This window comes from Pseudomonas pisciculturae (genome assembly GCF_015461805.1).
GTDB classification, from domain to species: Bacteria; Pseudomonadota; Gammaproteobacteria; order Pseudomonadales; family Pseudomonadaceae; genus Aquipseudomonas; species Aquipseudomonas pisciculturae.
The window spans coordinates 125,158-143,428 of the sequence record NZ_JACVZE010000011.1 but is presented as its reverse complement, the minus strand read 5'-3'; the positions used below and the strand labels follow the sequence as shown (position 1 = coordinate 143,428).

Sequence of the window (18,271 nt, the reverse complement as noted above, 5' to 3'; positions counted from 1 at the left end):
TTAGAAGTCCTTGCGCAGTTGCACGCCGAAGTAACGTTCATCGTCACGGGGCACGGCGCGGTAGATGTAGTTGCCGCCGCTGGCCAGCATCGGCGAGTAAGACTTGTCGGCAAGATTCTTGGCCAGCAAGGCCACGCGCCAGCCGTTGGTGTAGTCGGCCAGGGCTACGCTGGCGTTCCAGATGCCGTAAGCCCCTTGCTTGGTGTCGACGTTCTGGCTGATGTCGTACTGCACTTCGCTTTGCCAGCTGTAGTCGGTGCCCAGTTCGATGTCCAGGCCGTTATCCAGCGGGATGCTGTAGTCGGCGCGTACGTAGCTTTTCCAGTCCGGGCTGTAAGGCAGCGGCTTGCCGTTGACGTTGCACGTAGCCGCGGCACCCGCCGGGCAGGCGAATTCATCGATGCGTGCACGGGTGTAGGCCAGGGCGCCGGAGAGCTTGAGTTGCTGGGTGGCCTGCAAGGCGTAATCCAACTCGACGCCTTCGGTGCTGACGCTGCCGGCGTTGATCAGGCGGGTCACTACCTGGCCGGCGACGGTGTCGAAAAAGTTGGCCTGGTAGTTGTCGTAGTCGCTGTGGAATACCGCGAGGTTAGTGGTCAGGCGATTGTTCCACGCGGTGGCCTTGATCCCTGCTTCCCAGGTGTTGGAGGTCTCGGGCTTGAGGGCGTCGGTGTCACGCGGCTGCATGTTGAAGAACACGTTGTAGGCCGGGCCTTTGTAGCCACGGGAATAGGTCAGGTAGCTGGTGACGTTGTCGGTGATGTCGTACTGCACGCCCAGGCGGCCGGACCAGCCGTCTTCATCCACCGAGCCCGAACTGGACGTGGCCGGTTGAATGCCGCTGACCGTGGTGGCCGAGGTGGAAACACGGCGATGATCGTATTTCAGGTCGTCGTGGGTGTAGCGCAAGCCGGCGATGCCGCGAAAGCGCGAGGTGAAATTCAGCGTGGTTTCACCGAACACCGCGTAGCTGTCGTTGGTGGTGCTGTAGTCGGCGATGCCACGGTCGGTGCGCGTGGTGGTGGTAAGGGTGCGCTGATAGGTTTCCTCGTCCTTGCCGTGCATGTAGAACAGGCCGCCGACGTACTCCAGGAATTCGCCCTTGGGTGAGGCAAGACGCAGTTCCTGGGAGTACTGGTTGAATTCCAGCTGGCCTTTGTCAGCAGTACCGGGGAACGCGGCAGTCACGGTGCCGAGGCGGTCGCCGTCCTGGTATTGGGTGTTGTCCCAGCCGCGCCAGGCGGTGATGGAGGTGAGGGTGTAGTCGCCCAGATTCCAGTCCAACTGCGCCGACAGGCCTTTGTTGGTGTCTTCCACATGGCTTCGGGTGTCGGTGTTGATGTCGCGGTTGTCGCTGGAGGCGCGCACCGGGCTCAGCGCGTTGGTGAACGCAGGCGTCAGGGACTTGCTCACCACGCCATTAGGTGCGTCGTCGTGGGACTGCATGTAGTCGCCGATCAGGGTCAGTTTCAGGTCGTCGTTAGGGGTGAACTCCAACTTGCCGCGAATGCCCTTGTGGTTGTAGCCGTTGACCTCTTGGCCGTTGTGTTTGTTGTCGACGTTACCGTCGTAGCTGCCAAACAAGGTGCTGACCGAACCCTTGAGCACATCCGGCACCAGGCTGCTGCCAATGCCGAAACGGGTGCGGCTTTCGTTGCCGCTGTAGTAGGACTGGTCGATATAACCGTGAGTCTCTGCGGTGGGCGCCTTGCTGGTGATGTTCAGCACACCGGCCGAGGCGTTCTTGCCGAACAGCGTGCCTTGTGGGCCGCGCAGCACTTCGATGCGTTCCAGGTCGAGCAGGTCGAGGGTGGCTTGGCCGGGGCGGGCGTAGACCACGCCGTCGATCACCGTGGCCACGGTTGGCTCAACGCCGGGGGAGGTTGAAATAGTGCCCACGCCGCGCACGAACAGCGAGGTGTCCTTGTTGGACGCGCCGGTGCGGAAATTCAGCGACGGCACTTGCTGCGCAATGCTCGCCACGCCGTTGCGGTTGTCGCGCTCAAGCTGCTCGCCGTCGAGCACCGAGACCGCCACCGGGACCTTTTGCAGCGACTCTTCGCGGCGCGTGGCGGTGACGGTCACCGGTTTGAGCGTCGGCTCTTGCTCATCGGCCGCAAAGGCGGGCAGGGCCGTCAGCCCGGCGAGGATCAATAACGTTGTGCGTTGGAAGTTGTGCATGCTGTGCCCGCTCGAAAAAAATGCCCTGAACCGCTGCCGTTCTGCGACGGTAGCGCCTGTGAATTCGTCTCTGGCATTCGCTCGAGCGAGTAGCAGACAAAGCGCTTTGTTAGCGCTAACATCGGCATTATTGTGAGGTATGCTTTAGAACGTCAAATACTGAAAAATTAGTCCTATATGTCTTTTTGTTTCTAACAGGATGCTTCCGTGAGTGAAGACAAACCGCGCAAACGCCGTGGCGCCGGGCGGGTGACCTTGAATACGGTGGCGCGTCAGGCCGGGGTGTCGGCCATTACGGTGTCGCGCTATTTCAACCAGCCTGAGCAAGTGTCGCCCGAACGTCGCGAGCGCATTGCGCAGGTGGTGGCCGAGTTGGGTTATGTGCCCAACCTGGTGGCCGGCGGGTTGGCCTCGGCGCGCGGGCGGATCGTGGCCATGGTGATCCCGAACATCTCCGGGCCCATCTTTGCCAATACCATTCAAGGCTTCAGCGATACCCTCAGCCGCCATGGCTATCAGCTGTTGCTGGCGTCGAGTTACTTCAGCGCCGAACAGGAAGAGAACGCGGTACGGGCGTTCCTCGGCTGGTCGCCGGCGGCCTTGGTATTGACCAGCCGGTTTCACAGCGCGGCCACCGAAAAGATGATCGCCGACGCGGATATCCCAGTGGTCGAAACCTGGGACTACGTGCCCGAGCGCGAGCCGTTGCAGATCGGTTTTTCCCATTACGAAGTGGGCGTCATGGCAGCGCGTTATCTCTATGGTCAAGGCTATCGACGCATTGCTTTCGTGCAAAACAGTGCGGCAGGCGACTTCAGCGCGATGGAGCGGGGCGAGGGGTTTGCCGCGACGCTGACGGAATTGGGTGTGCAACCCTGGGCCTTTGCCCCCGACGCTGATCGTGCACCGTTCGAGGCGGGCAAGCAGGCAATGGACGCACTCATGAGCCACGCCACACCACCCGACGCCATCTTCTTCGCCAACGACAACCTGGCTGCCGGTGGCCTGCTGGCCGGGCAGCGTGCCGGCGTGAAAATCCCGCAGGACTGCGCCGTATTGGGCTTTGGCGACTACCCCTTCGCCGAAATGCTGCTGCCCAGCCTCAGCACCATCAAGCCGCCGGCCCTGGAGATTGGCGTACTGGCCGCCACCCGCGTGCTGGAAAGCCTCGGCGTGTTGCCGGTGGAGGATGAAGTACAGCGGTTGAACCTGTTGGAGTGCCAATTGATCGAACGGGAAAGCTCAAGGACGTTGCCATGACCCAACCCACTCCCAAAACCCGTCGCGCCCCCAAAGGCGAAAAGCGCCGCGAGGAGCTGCTGGACGCAGCCTTGCAGGTGTTTTCCCTGGAAGGCTACAGCGGCGCATCCATGGCCCAGGTGGCGGCGATCGTGGGCATTTCAGTGGCCGGTTTGCTGCATCACTTTCCCAGCAAGATCTCACTGTTGATGGGGGTGTTGCAGCGTCGGGACGAGGTCAATCAGCGAATTGCCGATGAAGTGCGTGCGGAGAAGTCCCTGAACGGTTTACTCGGCAGTCTGCGGGCGATCAACCGCTCGAACGCCACGGCGCCGGGGGTGGTGCGGGCGTTTAGCATTTTGAATGCCGAGAGTTTGCTGGACACCCACCCGGCGTGGAGCTGGTTCCAGGTGCGCTATGCGGCGATTCATCAGCGCATGCAGGGGCAGTTTGCGGAGTTGGTGGCGGCGGGGGAGGTGCGCGCCGACGTGGATATCGCCGGGCTGGTGGAAGAGATTTTGGCGATGATGGATGGGTTGCAGATCCAGTGGCTGCGGTTTCCCGAGCAGGTCGATTTGGTAGCGCGCTTCGACACCTACATCGCACGGGTCGAAGCCGCCATCAGACCCTGATGCAATCCAAAGTGGGCAGCGTCAAATGTGGGAGCTGGCTTGCCTGCGAAGGCGGTGGTTCAGCTGGCACTTGTATCGCCTGACACACCGCTTTCGCGAGCAAGCCCGCTCCCACTGAAAAGCATCCTGCTTACCGATCAGTTCCCGGCAGAACTGCCCTGAGCACTGTCATCGCTCATGTCATAGCCATCACCTGCGCTGGTGCCGCTATCCCCGTCATTCTGATGCAGCACCCCACCAGTCTTCACCTGCGGCAACTCCCGCAACGTCGAATTCAACGCCGAACGCGGCAAGGGATTGCTGGTGGTGGTCGACAGCTCCTGGCGGAACGGGTTAACCAGCTTGGCATTCAGACGAATGTCCTGAGACGAAGCACCCACCGACAAGTTGAAACTGTCCGCATCCACCACCCATTGCTTGCTCTTCACGTCGTAGTAAGCCAGCGAGCGGTCGTTGAGTTCGATGGTCACGCGCTTGCTCTCACCCGGTTTCAAGAACACCTTCTTGTAGCCCTTGAGTTCCTTAAGCGCCCGTTCGACTTTCGGGTGGTTCTGGCCCACATACAACTCGGCCACTTCAGCGCCAGCGACCTTGCCGGTATTAGCCAGGTCGAACGACACCTTGATCGGCGCGCCCGCCACCGCAACCCCAGGGCTCACGCTGATATTGCTGTAGCCAAAGGTGGTGTACGACAAGCCATACCCGAACGGATACAGCGGCTTGATGCCCTTTTTCTCATACCCACGATAGCCCAGGAACAGGTCGTCCTTGTAGCTCATCTCGGCCAGGGTTTCCTGGTTGTCGAATTTCGGGAAGGTCGCGTAGATCGGGTTGTCTTCGATATTGCGCTCGATGCTGATCGGCAACTTGGCCGACGGGTTGACCTTGCCCAGCAAAATCTCCGCCAACGCCTGGCCGCCGTTCTGCCCAGGGTAGAACGCATGCAGCGCGGCCGGCACCTGGTCGATCCAGTCGCTCATCTTCAAGCCGGTACCGCCGTGCATCGTGACCACGGTGTTCGGGTTGACCTTGGCGATGCTCTGGATCAACTGGCCCTGAAACTCAGGCAGATCAAAGCTGTGGTCGAACCCTTCACCTTCGTATTCATTGCTGTTGCCGGCGGCCACCAGTACTGCGTCGTACTGAGACAGGTCTTGCGGTGCAACCAGTGAAGCCCAGCTCATTTGCACGCCGACCAGGCCGCCCATGGTGGAGAGATAGCCGTTGCGGCGCGAGTACTCAAGCTTGATATCAACCGGCTTGCCAGCTTGCAGCTTGACCTTGGCAAACACCGGAATCGTGGGCGGGATGCTGTTGTTCGGCAGCGGCTTGCCGTCGCCGTTGTCGAGGACTTTCTTGCCGTCGACGTACAGGCGCACCGCACCGTCGGCGCGGATCTTGAACACCTGCTCGCCGCTGACCGTCGGCGTGACCTGGCCGCTGTAGCGAATCGAGGTGGCGGCGGTGTCGCCATTCACTGGCAGGCTGTCGGTGGACCAGTCCAGGTCGACATGAGTGTCGGTACGGCTGGCCGCCGCGTCGCCAGACCAGTTGGTGTTGCTGAAAAACTCGGTCTTCAGGCCCTTGGCGCTGTTGCCGGCGCTGTCGGTGTGGGTCCATACCGAGGCGCTCGGGTCCAGCGACAGCCCGTCGATAAACTCGACCTTGGCACCCGGTGCCAGTTGCTGCAAGCCGCTCAGCTCGCTGATGTAGTTGGCCGCCATCACGTTGGCGCTGCCGAACCCGGTGGGCGGCGCGTATTTGGCCAGGTTGCCGACCACGGCAATGCGCTTGGCTTTCTTGGTATCCAGTGGCAGCAGGTTGTTCTGGTTTTTCAGCAGCACGATGCCTTCGCGTGCGGCATTCAGGGCCACGCGGTTGCTGGTGGCGCTGTTCATGTTGTGGTTGGTCAGCGGTGCCTTGCTGTCGAACTTGAACAGGTAAATTTGCTTGAGGATGCGCCGCACCTTGTCATCCAGGGTCGCGCCGCTCAGCTCGCCACTGTCCAGGAACGGCTTGAGCACCGAGCTGTTCATCTGGTAGCCCATCATGTCGAGGTCGGTGCCGGCCTGGGCGGCAGGCAAGCCGTTGACCACGGCGTTGTAGTCGCTCTGCACGAAGCCTGGGTAGCCCCATTCGGTCTTCAGGATATCGTGGATCAGGTGCGAGTTCTCGCAGGCGAACTCACCGTTCACCTTCTGGAACGCGCACATCATCATCGCCACTTTGCTGTTCTTTGAGGCTGACTCGAACGGAGGCAAGGTCATCTCGCGCAGCACACGCTCGCTGATGATTTCATCGAGGTGGAAGCGGTTGCTTTCCTGGTCATTGGCCGCGTAGTGCTTGGCGTTGGCCCACACCCCACGGGACTGGATGCCGTTGATCAACGCCGGCCCCAGGCTGGCGCCGAGGAATGGGTCTTCTCCCGACAAGTACTCGAACGCACGCCCGCTGTAGGGCATGCGGTACAGGTTCACCCCAGGCCCCGTGACGAACTGATAACCGCCGCTGGCCGTGTCATAGCCCAGGGCGCGACCCACGTCGATGGCGCGGCGCGGGTTCCAGCTGGCCGCCACGTTCGGGCCGGACGGATACACCACGCCCTGGTCATTGCCTTCACTGGTGTAACGCACGCCCACGCCGCCGTCGGCACCGTGAATCTGCGGGATGCCGTACTGGCTCAACGGCTTGACGTCCCAGCCCCCGATGCCGCCGATATAGGCGAGCTTTTCTTCCTGGGTCATCTTTGCCAGGGTCTTGTCGGCGGCCTTTTCTGCACGGCTCACCATGCCTGCGTCCAGCGCCGGGCTGGTCGCCGCGTGTGCATGGGACACGGCCAGTGCCAGCAGGGCAAAAGCCGACTGCGCACCGATCATCTTGCGTTTACTCATGGGTCTCTCCAACAACTGTTTATTAAACATGGCGCACCAATAAGTGCGCGTTCGTCACTTTTCTGTAGGCAATAGTTGGCCTTTATCGCAATTTTTAACCGATGGCTAATTGCAATTACTTGGCGAATTTCGCAGTTTTGCTAGTGTGAAAAATGTATTACTTGTTGTTATAAATAATGTCTAAGTGATATCGCGCGATGGCATTTTGAATCACAAAAACCCAATAATTAAGGCAATTCTTGCGGTTATAAGTCAAACAAAAGCTAATTTTTGCGTGAAATTAGAAATATTTCATTACGATTCTGAACTAAGGCTAAACCTACCAGTCGATTGGTTTAACAAAATTTATGAGGTCGTGGCGAACTAGTGGCGTTGCTCGGTAGTTCTAAAAGGCCATGTTTTATACACGCTGTCATACACAACGCTTTGGTGTAGGGTCTTGGCCGAAATCAAGGCGCCATCTGAGCAATCTGCTGTTTTTGATCTGGAGAACGTTGATGAAGATTTCCCTGTTGAGTGCCGGTGTTGTATTGGGCGTTGCACTGAGTGGTGCGGCCATGGCGGTTGAGTCCACCGATGCAGACGCCAAGTCCGGCGCTGCCGATTCCACGGTGATCACCCAGGCGCACGATGCCAAGGCGGTCAAAAAGCAAAAAGCGGAAACCACCAAGGGCGGCCGGCCGTTGAAAGAGAGCAAGGCCTCGAACTAGCGGCCAGCGCACAACCCCCCCCTTTGGGAGCGGGCTTGCTCGCGAAAGCGGTGGGTCAGTCGATGTATCCGGTGACTGACACTCCGCTTTCGCGAGCAAGCCCGCTCCCACAAGGGTCTTTCATTGCCCCTTAGATAGCTGCTCATGCCAAGTCCCCCAACGCCCATCAATGCCTGCCAACTGCACATCCCGGACACCGAACAAGTGTGCGCCTGGCTGATGCAGCATGCCGGCTTGAAAACCGTCGACCTGGAGCGCGCCCGGCGCTTGTCACACGAGTCTGACGACACCGAATTGCTCGGCCTGCTCACCCGCCTGGGGTTGGTTTCCGAAGTCGAGTTGGCGCGGGCGTGGGCCGGTTTGCTCGGTGCACCGTTGATGCTGGCTGACGCTGCGCCACCGTTGCTGGACCCGCTGCCTGCACTGACCGAACGCTTCATGCGTCACTACCAAGTGGTGCCAGTGGGCTGGAGCCACGGCGGCCTGCGCGTGCTGGCGGCCAACCCGTCGCAGCTGTATCCGTTTGAGGCTGTGGCCTACGCCTGTGGCTTGCCGGTGTGGCTGGCCATCGGCGCGCGCAACGAAGTCGACACGTTGATCGAGCGCTACTACGGCCAGGGCCGTTCCGCCATGGGCACCCTGATCGAAAACCTCGACGAGCAGGGCGGCGCCCTGGAAGACATCGAACACCTCAAGGACATGGCCTCCGAGGCACCGGTGATACGCCTGGTCAACCTGATCCTGCAACGCGCCGTTGAGCATCGCGCCTCCGACATCCATATCGAACCCTTCGAAAGCCAGCTCAAGGTGCGCTACCGCATCGACGGTGTGTTGCACGAAGCCGAAGCGCCGCCGTCCAGTTCCTCGGCGGCGGTGATTTCGCGGGTGAAGATCATGGCGCGACTCGACATCGCCGAGCGCCGCCTGCCCCAGGACGGGCGCATCATGCTGCGCATTCAGGGCAAGGAGCTGGATTTGCGGGTGTCCACGGTGCCCACCAGCTTTGGCGAGTCGGTGGTGATGCGTTTGCTCGACCGCCAAACCGTGAGCTTCGACTTCCAGAGCCTGGGTTTCGACGGCCAGCGCCTCGAAACCTTTCTTGAAGTACTGGAGCGACCCCACGGCATCCTGTTGGTCACCGGCCCCACCGGCTCGGGCAAAACCACCACCCTCTACACCGCGCTGTCGCGGCTCAACACCGCCGAACGCAAGATCATCACCGTGGAAGACCCGGTGGAATACCAGCTCGAAGGCATCAACCAGATCCAGGTCAAACCCGCCATTGGCCTGGACTTCGCCGGGGCCCTGCGCTCCATCGTGCGCCAGGACCCGGACGTGATCATGATCGGTGAGATCCGCGACCTGGAGACTTGCCGCATCGCGATCCAGTCATCGCTGACCGGCCACTTGGTGCTCTCGACGCTGCACACCAACAGCGCCTCGGCGAGTATCACGCGGCTGCTGGACATGGGTGTCGAAAGCTACCTGATCGCCTCGACGGTCAACGGCATCCTCGCTCAGCGTTTGGTCAGGCGACTTGATCCAGCCACCCGCGAAGCCTTCGAAGCACCGCCCGAACTGATCGCCGAACACGGCCTGGACCGCTTCACCGATGAGCGTCCGATCAAACTCTACCGACCCCGCGCGGATGCCCCCGGCGGCGGTTATCACGGCCGCAGTGCAATCACCGAATTGCTGGTGATGAACGAAGAACTGCGCGGCCTGCTGATGCGCCAGGCCGACGCCGCCACCCTTGAACAGGCCGCTCGCCGTGGCGGCCTGCGCACCCTGCACGAAGAAGGCCTGCGCCAAGCTGTGGCCGGCGTGACCTCGCTGGAAGAAGTGCTGCGCGTCACCCGGGGCGAAGGCACATGAGCCTGTTCAAATACCGCGCCCTCGACAGCCAGGGCGTGGCGCAAAACGGCACTCTGGAAGCCAAGGACCACGCCGCCGCCGTGGCCACCTTGCACAAGCGCGGCCTGCTGTTGTTGCAAATCGACCCCGCCGGCAGCCAGGGCCTGCGCAATGCCTTGGGCCGTGGTCAGTTGAACGGTGCGGCGCTGGTGAGCTTTACCCAGCAACTGGCGACCCTGCTGGGCGCCGGCCAGCCGCTGGAGCGCTCGCTGGGCATCCTGCTCAAGCAGCCCGGCCAGCCGCAAACCCGTGCCCTCATCGAGCGTATCCGCGAACACGTCAAGGCCGGCAAACCCTTATCCAAAGCGTTGGAAGAGGAGGGCAGCCAGTTCTCGCCGCTGTACCTGAGCATGGTGCGTGCCGGTGAGGCCGGTGGCGCGCTGGAAAACACCCTGCGCCAGCTCAGCGATTATCTGGAGCGCAGCCAGTTGTTAAGGGGCGAAGTGATCAACGCGTTGATCTATCCGGCCTTTCTGGTGGTGGGTGTGCTGGGTTCCCTGGCCCTGTTGCTGGCGTATGTCGTCCCGCAATTCGTGCCGATTTTCAAAGACCTCGGCGTGCCGATCCCGCTGATTACCGAAGTGATTCTCGGCCTTGGCCAGTTCCTCGGTGCTTATGGTTTGGCGGTATTGGCCGGCTTGATTGGGTTGATCTGGACCCTGGCCGCACGCCTGCGCAACCCGCAACGCCGCGAGCGTTATGACCGCCGCGTGCTGGGCATTCGCATCATCGGCCCGCTGTTGCAAAGGGTCGAAGCCGCACGCCTGGCGCGCACCCTCGGCACCTTGCTCAGCAATGGCGTGGCCTTGCTGCAAGCGCTGGTGATCGCCCGCCAGGTCTGCACCAACCGCGCGCTGCAAGCCCAGGTCGCCCAGGCGGCCGAGTCAGTCAAAGGCGGCGGCACCCTGGCCAGCGCCTTTGGCGCGCAACCGCTGCTGCCCGACCTGGCCCTGCAAATGATTGAAGTCGGCGAACAGGCCGGCGAACTCGACAGCATGCTGCTCAAGGTCGCCGACGTGTTCGACGTCGAAGCCAAACGCGGCATCGACCGCCTGCTCGCTGCGCTGGTGCCGTCCCTGACCGTGGTCATGGCGGTGCTGGTGGCGGTGATCATGCTCGCGATCATGCTGCCGCTGATGAGCCTGACCAGCAATATATGAACCCTCAAGGACTAATCCCCATGCGCTCCAAACCTGCACGCCGCCAAGGCGGTTTCACCCTGTTGGAAATGCTCGCCGTGATCGTGCTGCTGGGCATCGTCGCCACCATCGTGGTACGCCAGGTCGGTGGCAACGTCGACAAGGGCAAATACGGCGCGGGCAAGGCGCAACTGGCGAGCCTGTCGATGAAGATCGAAAGCTACGGCCTGGATATCGGCTCGCCGCCCAAGAGCCTGCAACAGCTGGTCGACAAACCCGCCAATGCCGCCGGTTGGGCCGGCCCCTACGCCAAGCCGTCAGACCTGAAAGACCCGTTTGGCCATGCCTTCGGCTATCGCTTCCCCGGTGAGCACGGCGCGTTCGACCTGATCTTCTATGGCCAGGACGGCCAGCCCGGCGGCGAAGGCTACAGCGCCGATTTGGGCAACTGGGAATAATGCCCAACCCTCAGCGCGGCTTTACCCTGCTGGAGATGCTGGTGGTGATCGTCTTGATCAGCGTCGCCGCCGGGCTGGTGGGGTTTGGCCTGCAACAAGGGCTCAAGGCCGCCCGCGAGCGTCAGGTGGTCGGGCAAATGGTAGAGGCCTTGCGCAGTACGCGAGCACGGGCGATTGTCAGCGGCCACACGGCCAGCACCGAATTTAACCTGCAAACGCTGAGCTTCAAGGCCCCCGGTCGCCCCTTCAGGCATTGGCCGGCAGACCTGCAAGTGACCCTGCACACCGCCGAGCAAGCCGGCTCTAGCGTCGAGTTCTACCCCGATGGCAGCTCCACGGGCGGCAACCTGTTGTTGACCAATGGCACACGCCGTTGGCGCATCGACATCGGCTGGCTGACCGGCAGCGTACAGTCCAAGGCCCTGCCATGAAGCGCCAGGCGGGGTTCACCCTGCTGGAGATGCTCGCCGCGCTGGTGCTTATGGCGATTTGCAGCACGGTGCTGCTGGTCGCCTTTGGCCAAAGTGCGCGGTCGCTGGCGCAGGTCAATCACAGTGATCGCCTGACCCACGCCGCACTCAGCGTGCTCGATCAGGAAGCCAGCGGGCCGCTGGCCCGTGGCGTGCGCCAGGGCAGCGTGCAGGGCATCCGTTGGCAATTGAACATTGCCCAGCAGCCAACACGATTGGGCCAGCCGCGTTTGTTTCGCGTTGATCTGACCGTCAGCGAAGGGCCGCACCAGGCACATTTCAGCACGCTTAAATTGCGTGCCGTGACGGACAGGGCGCCACTGTGAAGCGACGCCAACAGGGCTTCACCTTGCTTGAAATCATGATTGTGCTCAGCTTGCTCGGTGTGCTGCTGACCCTGGTGGGCGGTGCGTTGCTGGGGGCCAATCGCGCCGTGCTCAAGGCCCAGCGATACACCACCAGCCTGGATGAAATGCGCGCCGCCCAGCAGTTTTTGCGCACGGCCATCAGCGAAGCCTTGCCGTTGGACGTGACCGAAGACGATAGCCAGACCCCTGGTTTTTTTGTGGGGGCCGCGCAGCGGATGCAATTTGTCGCGACCTTGCCCGGTGTGCTCGGCGGCGGCATTCAGCGCTTCACCTTGCAGCTGAAAGGCAGCGATTTACAGGTGGCCTTCGCCCAGTTTGAATCCGCCGCCCAGTTCAGTGTGCCGGCGTCGCGCAGTGAACCGCAGGTGCTGTTGAAGAATGTCCAAGCGCTGCAATTGAGCTATCGCGGCGTCTCGCCCAAAGGCCAGGCCACCGGTTGGATCAGCGACTGGCCGTGGACCAAACGGCTGCCCTACGCGGTGCGCATTGACGCCACAGTCAGCGGGCCGGTGCCGTGGGTCAGCCAGGTGGTGGCGTTGCGGTTGAACCTTTCCGGCGGGGCGACCGATCAATGAAGCGCCAACGTGGCGTGGCCTTGCTGCTGGTGCTGTGGGTACTGGCGTTGCTCAGTCTGTTGCTCGGTGGGCTGGCCGGTTGGGTGCAGTTGCAAACCCGCCAGGCTGCGTGGCATCGCCAGCACACCCAAGCCGCATTGGCGGCGGAGGCGGGCGTGGCGTTGGTCATGCAGGCGCTGGCCGATCCCGAGCAGCGCAAACAGTGGGTCGCCGATGGGCGGGAAATCCCGTTGGTGTTTGATGACGCGCAGTTGCGTGTGGGCCTGCGCAGTGAGCGCGGCAAGTTGTATTTGAACAGTGCCGAGCCCGCCGACTTTGCCCGCGTGGCCCTGGCCTGCGGTGCCACCCAGGCCCAAGCCTCGCACTTGGCCAAAGCCCTGGAAACCCGGCGCAACCAAGGGCTGGCGCCGTTCCGTGTGGTCGAAGAATTACGCCAGTTGCCGGGCATGAGCCAGGCGCTGTACAGCCGGCTGGTGCCGCAGATCACCTTGTGGAGCGGCCTGGACCGGCCTGACCCGGCCTTCGCCAGCCCGCTGATGCGCAAGGCCTTGAACCTGCCGCACCAAAGCGCGGTGGGTGCCGACCCCGGCGAAGTGCTGGTCATCAGCAGTCGCGCCGAACGCCCCGGCGGTTACCACGCGCGGTTGCATGTCACCGTCTTATTGAGCCCATCGGAGGGAAGCGCACAACCTTATCGGGTGCTGCGTTGGCAAGAATGAATCGATTGTTATCCAAACCCCTGGCGCAGCTTGCACCATTTGCCCAGCGCTGGCGTGGCAGCGTGTTGCAGCAGGGCTGGCGCCTGTGGCTCAAGGAGCTGCACGGCTGCTTGCCGAGCTGGCTGCGCCAACACGAGTTGCCTGAGCAGAGCTACCTTTGGCCGTTGCTCGAACCGGTGATGCCAGTGCCCGACAACGTGCGCCAAGTACTGGTACTCGCGCCTTCGACGGTGCTGGTGCAAAGCCTGCAGCTGCCGCTGGCCGCGGCACGCAACCTCACGGCCGTAGTGGGTTATGAACTCGACCGCTTCACCCCTTTCGACGCCGATCAGCTGTATTTCGTCGCGCGTCAGGAGCGACGTACCCCCACGCACCTCAAGGTGACGCTGGTGGCCGTTTTGCGCGAACGCCTCGACCAGATCCTGGCCGACTGCGCCGCGTTGGGCTTGCGACCGCATCACGTGGATGTGCAGGGGTTGGGCGTGGATTTGCTGCCCGCACCGTTACGCCCGCGCCAGCGCACGGCCGGCAAGGGCTTGCAGCGCAGCTTGCCGTGGCTGTGTGGTGCATTGCTCATCGCGGCGATGCTGCTCTGGCTCAACGACCGCCAGCGGGTGCTCGACGCCATGCATGCAAGTGTTCAGCAGCAAAAGGCTCAAGTCGCCGAGGTGCAGCGTCTGCGCCAGCAACTGCTCAATACGCGCGGCGCGGCGCAGTACCTGATTCGCCGCAAAGCCGCCCAGCCACCGTTGGCGGCGCTGCTCAATGAACTGACCACCTGCCTGCCCGCCGACACCTGGATCGACCAATTGGAAATCAACGACGGCGCCGACGTGTCGTTCTCCGGGCAAAGCGCCAAGGCCAGCGCCTTGATCACCCGCATCAAGGCCTGCCACAGCCTGGAAAATGCCCAGTTCGAAGGGGTGATCCAACCCGACGCGCAAACCGGCAAAGACCAGTTTTCCCTGCGTGCCCACTTGCATCAGGAGGCCGCCGATGCGCCGACCACTGACACCCCGTGAACGTCGCGGCGCTGCGCTCTTGCTGTTGGCGCTGGTGCTGGGCGCGGCGTACTGGCTGTTGATCGACAGCTGGTTCGCCGGCCCCCTGCGCACCATGGGCGAGCAAGCCGAACAATTGCGTGAGCAGCAGCAACGCTACGCCGGCCTGTTGCAGCAGGGCGCTTCACTGCGCGAGCAACTGGAGCAGGCCCGCCAAGACCCGGCCAGCAGCACCAGCCTATTGCCCGGCGATGACCCCAGCGCCGTGGCCGCCGACCTGATGCAGCGCAGTGCCGACCTGATCAACAGCCAGGCCAACCTCGGCGGCGGTTGCAAGCTGACCCAGCGCATGCCGATCACCCCCGAGCAGGACGACAGCGAGCCCTATCGCCAGGTCAAGGTCAGCCTGACCCTGGACTGTGCCATCGAGCCGTTGACCGCAATCCTGCATGCGCTGGAGTACCAGCGGCCGTTCCTGTTCGTGGACGAGATGAGCATCCGCCGTCGGCCTGATGCGCCCGCCAACGGCGGCGCCGGCAAATTGGTGGTGCACCTGTTGGTGCGCGGCTACTTGCAACCGGCAGGCGCGAAGCAGGTGTCGCGATGATCCCGGTATTGCGCCCCATCGAGTGGGCATTGCTTGGGTTGTCTGGCCTGCTGGGCGTGCTGATGGTGGTGATTTTGAGCAGTGTGGGTGATGCGCCACAGTGGTTGCCTACCCCTGAGCCCAAGGCTGGCGCCAGTGCGTCGGCCAAGGTGCTGAACGCACCGGATGCAAGCCTCGAAAGCCTGGCCGGCACCTGGCAGGCGCCGCTGTTCAGCCCCGACCGTAGCCCGGATCACGCCGTGGGCCAGGCCCAAGCGTCGAGCCTATCGAGCCTGGTACTGACCGGTGTCGTGCTCGACGGCGACCTGCGCGTGGCGCTGCTTAAACCCGCCGACGGCCCTGCATTGAAAATCCACCAGGGCCAGCGCCTGCCCAACGGCTGGCAACTGGAGCAACTCACCCCCCGCGATGCCCGTTTCGTGTTGGACGGTCGCACGCAAACCCTGAGCCTCAAGGCCCTGCGTTTGCCGCCGCCGTCCAATACACCCCCGATTACCCTTCCTCACGAGCCCACCCCTTGATCGATACAGTCCCCGGCGCCTTGCGCACCACCGTGTTTTGCCTGGCCACCGCCGTTTCCCTCGGCGGCTGCGGCTCACTGCCCGACCACCTCGACGCGGACGACGCGCTGATGCACGAGGCGATGCAGGGCACCGGCTCGCAGCGCCCGCCTGTTGAGCCTGCCAGCGAGCCGTCTGTACAGCCCCAGGCCACGACTGCGCCGCAACGTCAGTTGATCCGCGGCAACCAGCAGTTTGTGCGCCCGCCCACCGCAGCGGTAGCGGGCGAGCAGGCCGGCGGCGACATCGTGTTCAACTTCGCCGACCAGCCCATCGAAGCCGTCATCAACAGCGTGATGGGTGACCTGCTGCACGAGAACTACAGCATCGCCCAGGGCGTGAAGGGCAATGTCAGCTTCTCCACTTCCAAACCGGTGAACAAGCAACAGGCGCTGTCGATCCTGGAAACCCTGCTGTCCTGGACCGACAACGCCATGATCAAACAGGGCAACCGCTATGTGATCCTGCCCGCCAACCAGGCCGTGGCCGGCAAACTGGTGCCGCAGATGCGTGTGGCGCAGCCCTCCAGTGGGTTGTCGGCGCGGCTATTCCCACTGCGCTACATTTCCGCCACCGAGATGCAAAAGCTGCTTAAACCCTTCGCCCGCGAAAACGCTTTTTTGCTGGTAGACCCGGCCCGCAACGTGCTGAGCCTTGCCGGCACCCCGGAGGAACTGGCCAACTACCAAGACACCATCGACACCTTTGATGTGGATTGGCTCAAGGGCATGTCGGTGGGCGTGTTCGGTCTGCAACGCGCTTCGGTCGCCGAGCTGATGCCCGAGTTGCAAAAGATGTTCGGCCCCGACAGCGGCATGCCCTTGGCGGGCATGGTGCGGTTCCTGCCCATCGAGCGCACCAACTCGGTGGTGGCGATCTCTTCGCAGCCACAGTACCTGAGCGAGGTCGGCGACTGGATCCACACCATCGACGAAGGCGGTGGCAACGAGCCGCAAATGTACGTGTACGACGTGCGCAACATGAAGGCCACCGACCTGGCCAAGTACCTGCGGCAGATCTACGGCACTGGTGCGATCAAGGATGACGCGCCGGCCAAGGTCGCACCGGGTTTGCGCACGGCGACGCTGTCTTCGCCGGGCACCAACAGCACCTCCGGCAGCACGCCCGGCGGCTTGAGCAATAACTTCAATAACAGCCAGCCTGTCGCGGATGATGAAGAACCGCAGGCTGAGCAGGACACCGCCGAGCAGGGCGTGACCGAAGACGCCCCAACCAAAAGCCTCGACGCCGGCACCCGCATCACCGCGCAAAAGAGCAGCAATCAATTGCTGGTACGTACCCGCCCGGTGCAGTGGAAAGAAATTGAATCGGCGATCAAACGCCTCGACAACCCACCGCTGCAAGTGCAGATCGAAACGCGCATTCTCGAAGTCAAACTCAGTGGTGAACTCGACCTTGGCGTGCAGTGGTACCTGGGGCGGTTGGCGGGTAATTCCACCAGCACCACCGTGGCCAACACCGCCGGCAGCCAAGGTGCCCTGGGCGGTGGCGGGGCAGGGCTGGGGGCGGCGGATTCGTTGTTCTACTCGTTTGTCAGCTCCAACCTGCAAGTGGCCTTGCATGCGCTGGAAACCAATGGCCGCACCCAAGTGCTGTCGGCGCCGTCGCTAGTAGTGATGAACAACCAGCCGGCGCAGATTCAGGTGGGTGACAACATTCCCATCAGCCAGACCACCGTGAATACCGGCACCTCCGACACCACGTTGAGCAGCGTTGAATACGTGCAGACCGGAGTGATTCTGGACGTGGTGCCGCGAATTAATCCGGGTGGGTTGGTGTATATGGATATTCAGCAGCAGGTCAGTGATGCCGAGACTCAAGCGGCGAGTGATACCCAGAGTAATCCGCGTATCTCGACGCGCTCGGTGTCGACGCAGGTGGCGGTGCAGAGTGGGCAGACGGTGTTGTTGGGGGGGTTGATCAAGCAGGACAACGCTGAGTCGGTGAGTGCGGTGCCTTATCTTGGGAAGATTCCGGGGTTGCGGTGGTTGTTTGGGAATACCAGCAAGTCCAAGGACCGCACTGAATTGATTGTGCTGATTACACCGAGGGTGATTACCAGTGGGAGTCAGGCGCGGCAGGTGACGGATGATTATCGGCAGCAGATGCAGCTTTTGCGGCCGGGGGGTGGAGTGTGCGAGTGTACATATCCGTTATTTAGGTAACGGCTGCTTATGGTTCCGCTCTTACAGCGGGTCACTTTTGGAAAGACCCAAAAGTAACCAAAAGGTCTTCGCCCCAACACTCGGCACCTCGCCTAGGCTCGGTGTGCCCTCACTCCGGCTTTGGAGCGTGGGCCGCCGCAATGGGCCATCCATGGCCCAGTGCGGCTAACCCGGCGTCCTGCCGGGTTACCCACGCTCCAAAGCCTGCGTTCGGCCAGCGTGTTTGACGGGGCGACCCCAGATCAAAAGCAAAAGCGCGGCGGCCTTAGAGCCGACCGGTTGGGTGTGCCGTTCACCATTCAAATGTGGGAGGGGCGGTGCGACGATTCGACTTGCCCCCGATGAGGGAGTGCCAGTTGAAATATCTGTGACTGACACACCGCCATCGGGGGCAAGCCCCCTCCCACATTTGGCCCTCATACATCAGGTAGATGGTGGTCTGATCTGGCTCTGGCTCTGGCTCTGGCTCTGGCTCTGGCTTTTGATCTTGATCTTAGGCGCCCCGTTAACCACGCTGGCCGAACGCAGGCTTGAATCCGTGGGTAACCCGGCAGGACGCCGGGTTAGCCGCCCCGCGCCATGGATGGCGCGTGGCGGCGGCCCACGGATTCAAGCCGGAGT

The 18,271-nt window shown here is 62.3% G+C and carries 16 protein-coding genes; 14 read left to right on the top strand and 2 right to left on the bottom strand.

Going from position 1 to position 18,271, the window contains the following annotated elements; translation table 11 throughout:
- Window positions 1–2,181, bottom strand: a complete 2,181-nt coding sequence (locus ICY20_RS25775; RefSeq protein ID WP_194938963.1) for a TonB-dependent receptor — start codon at window positions 2,179–2,181, stop codon at window positions 1–3.
- A gap of 207 nt (window positions 2,182–2,388) precedes the next feature.
- Here ICY20_RS25775 and ICY20_RS25770 point away from each other — a divergent pair, with 207 nt between their 5' ends.
- Complete coding sequence (locus ICY20_RS25770) at window positions 2,389–3,441, top strand: LacI family DNA-binding transcriptional regulator (protein ID WP_194938962.1); 1,053 nt, start codon at window positions 2,389–2,391, stop codon at window positions 3,439–3,441.
- The gene (locus ICY20_RS25765) at window positions 3,438–4,052 is read left to right on the top strand and encodes a TetR/AcrR family transcriptional regulator (RefSeq protein WP_194938961.1); all 615 of its coding nucleotides are present in this window, start codon (window positions 3,438–3,440) and stop codon (window positions 4,050–4,052) included. The genes ICY20_RS25770 and ICY20_RS25765 overlap by 4 nt, the downstream gene beginning before the upstream one ends.
- A 137-nt stretch (window positions 4,053–4,189) precedes the next feature.
- Here the strand turns inward: ICY20_RS25765 and ICY20_RS25760 are convergent, their stop codons facing one another.
- Window positions 4,190–6,943, bottom strand: a complete 2,754-nt coding sequence (locus tag ICY20_RS25760) for a beta-glucosidase (RefSeq protein ID WP_194938960.1) — start codon at window positions 6,941–6,943, stop codon at window positions 4,190–4,192.
- Between the two features lie 497 nt (window positions 6,944–7,440).
- Between ICY20_RS25760 and ICY20_RS25755 the strand changes: the two genes are divergently transcribed.
- The 12 genes from ICY20_RS25755 (at window position 7,441) to gspD (ending at window position 17,650) form a co-directional block, all read left to right on the top strand.
- Window positions 7,441–7,653 carry a hypothetical protein gene (locus ICY20_RS25755; protein ID WP_159958633.1) on the top strand — a complete coding sequence of 71 codons (213 nt, stop codon included), beginning with the start codon at window positions 7,441–7,443 and terminating at the stop codon, window positions 7,651–7,653.
- 144 nt (window positions 7,654–7,797) lie between these two features.
- Window positions 7,798–9,528 (top strand): type II secretion system ATPase GspE, encoded by a 1,731-nt coding sequence (gspE, locus tag ICY20_RS25750; protein WP_194938959.1) that lies wholly within the window; start codon window positions 7,798–7,800, stop codon window positions 9,526–9,528.
- Entirely contained in the window at window positions 9,525–10,727 is a 1,203-nt protein-coding gene (gene gspF / locus ICY20_RS25745; protein WP_194938958.1) for a type II secretion system inner membrane protein GspF, read from the top strand. Before gspE ends, gspF begins: the two co-directional genes overlap by 4 nt.
- A 20-nt stretch (window positions 10,728–10,747) precedes the next feature.
- Window positions 10,748–11,164, top strand: coding sequence for a type II secretion system major pseudopilin GspG (gspG, locus tag ICY20_RS25740; protein WP_122487127.1), 417 nt, complete (start codon window positions 10,748–10,750; stop codon window positions 11,162–11,164).
- Window positions 11,164–11,595, top strand: coding sequence for a type II secretion system protein (locus tag ICY20_RS25735; RefSeq protein ID WP_159958627.1), 432 nt, complete (start codon window positions 11,164–11,166; stop codon window positions 11,593–11,595). Before gspG ends, ICY20_RS25735 begins: the two co-directional genes overlap by 1 nt.
- A complete protein-coding gene (locus ICY20_RS25730) occupies window positions 11,592–11,960 on the top strand; it encodes a type II secretion system protein (RefSeq protein ID WP_194938956.1) in 369 nt (122 codons plus the stop codon). The genes ICY20_RS25735 and ICY20_RS25730 overlap by 4 nt, the downstream gene beginning before the upstream one ends.
- Window positions 11,957–12,577, top strand: a complete 621-nt coding sequence (locus tag ICY20_RS25725; RefSeq protein WP_159958623.1) for a prepilin-type N-terminal cleavage/methylation domain-containing protein — start codon at window positions 11,957–11,959, stop codon at window positions 12,575–12,577. Before ICY20_RS25730 ends, ICY20_RS25725 begins: the two co-directional genes overlap by 4 nt.
- Entirely contained in the window at window positions 12,574–13,296 is a 723-nt protein-coding gene (locus tag ICY20_RS25720; RefSeq protein WP_159958621.1) for a helix-hairpin-helix domain-containing protein, read from the top strand. Before ICY20_RS25725 ends, ICY20_RS25720 begins: the two co-directional genes overlap by 4 nt.
- Entirely contained in the window at window positions 13,293–14,318 is a 1,026-nt protein-coding gene (locus tag ICY20_RS25715) for a PilN domain-containing protein (RefSeq protein WP_194938955.1), read from the top strand. Before ICY20_RS25720 ends, ICY20_RS25715 begins: the two co-directional genes overlap by 4 nt.
- The gene (gspM, locus tag ICY20_RS25710) at window positions 14,293–14,904 is read left to right on the top strand and encodes a type II secretion system protein GspM (RefSeq protein ID WP_159958617.1); all 612 of its coding nucleotides are present in this window, start codon (window positions 14,293–14,295) and stop codon (window positions 14,902–14,904) included. Before ICY20_RS25715 ends, gspM begins: the two co-directional genes overlap by 26 nt.
- Entirely contained in the window at window positions 14,901–15,425 is a 525-nt protein-coding gene (locus ICY20_RS25705) for a general secretion pathway protein GspN (protein ID WP_194938954.1), read from the top strand. Before gspM ends, ICY20_RS25705 begins: the two co-directional genes overlap by 4 nt.
- The gene (gene gspD, locus ICY20_RS25700; protein ID WP_194938953.1) at window positions 15,422–17,650 is read left to right on the top strand and encodes a type II secretion system secretin GspD; all 2,229 of its coding nucleotides are present in this window, start codon (window positions 15,422–15,424) and stop codon (window positions 17,648–17,650) included. Before ICY20_RS25705 ends, gspD begins: the two co-directional genes overlap by 4 nt.
- Window positions 17,651–18,271: the final 621 nt, after the last annotated feature.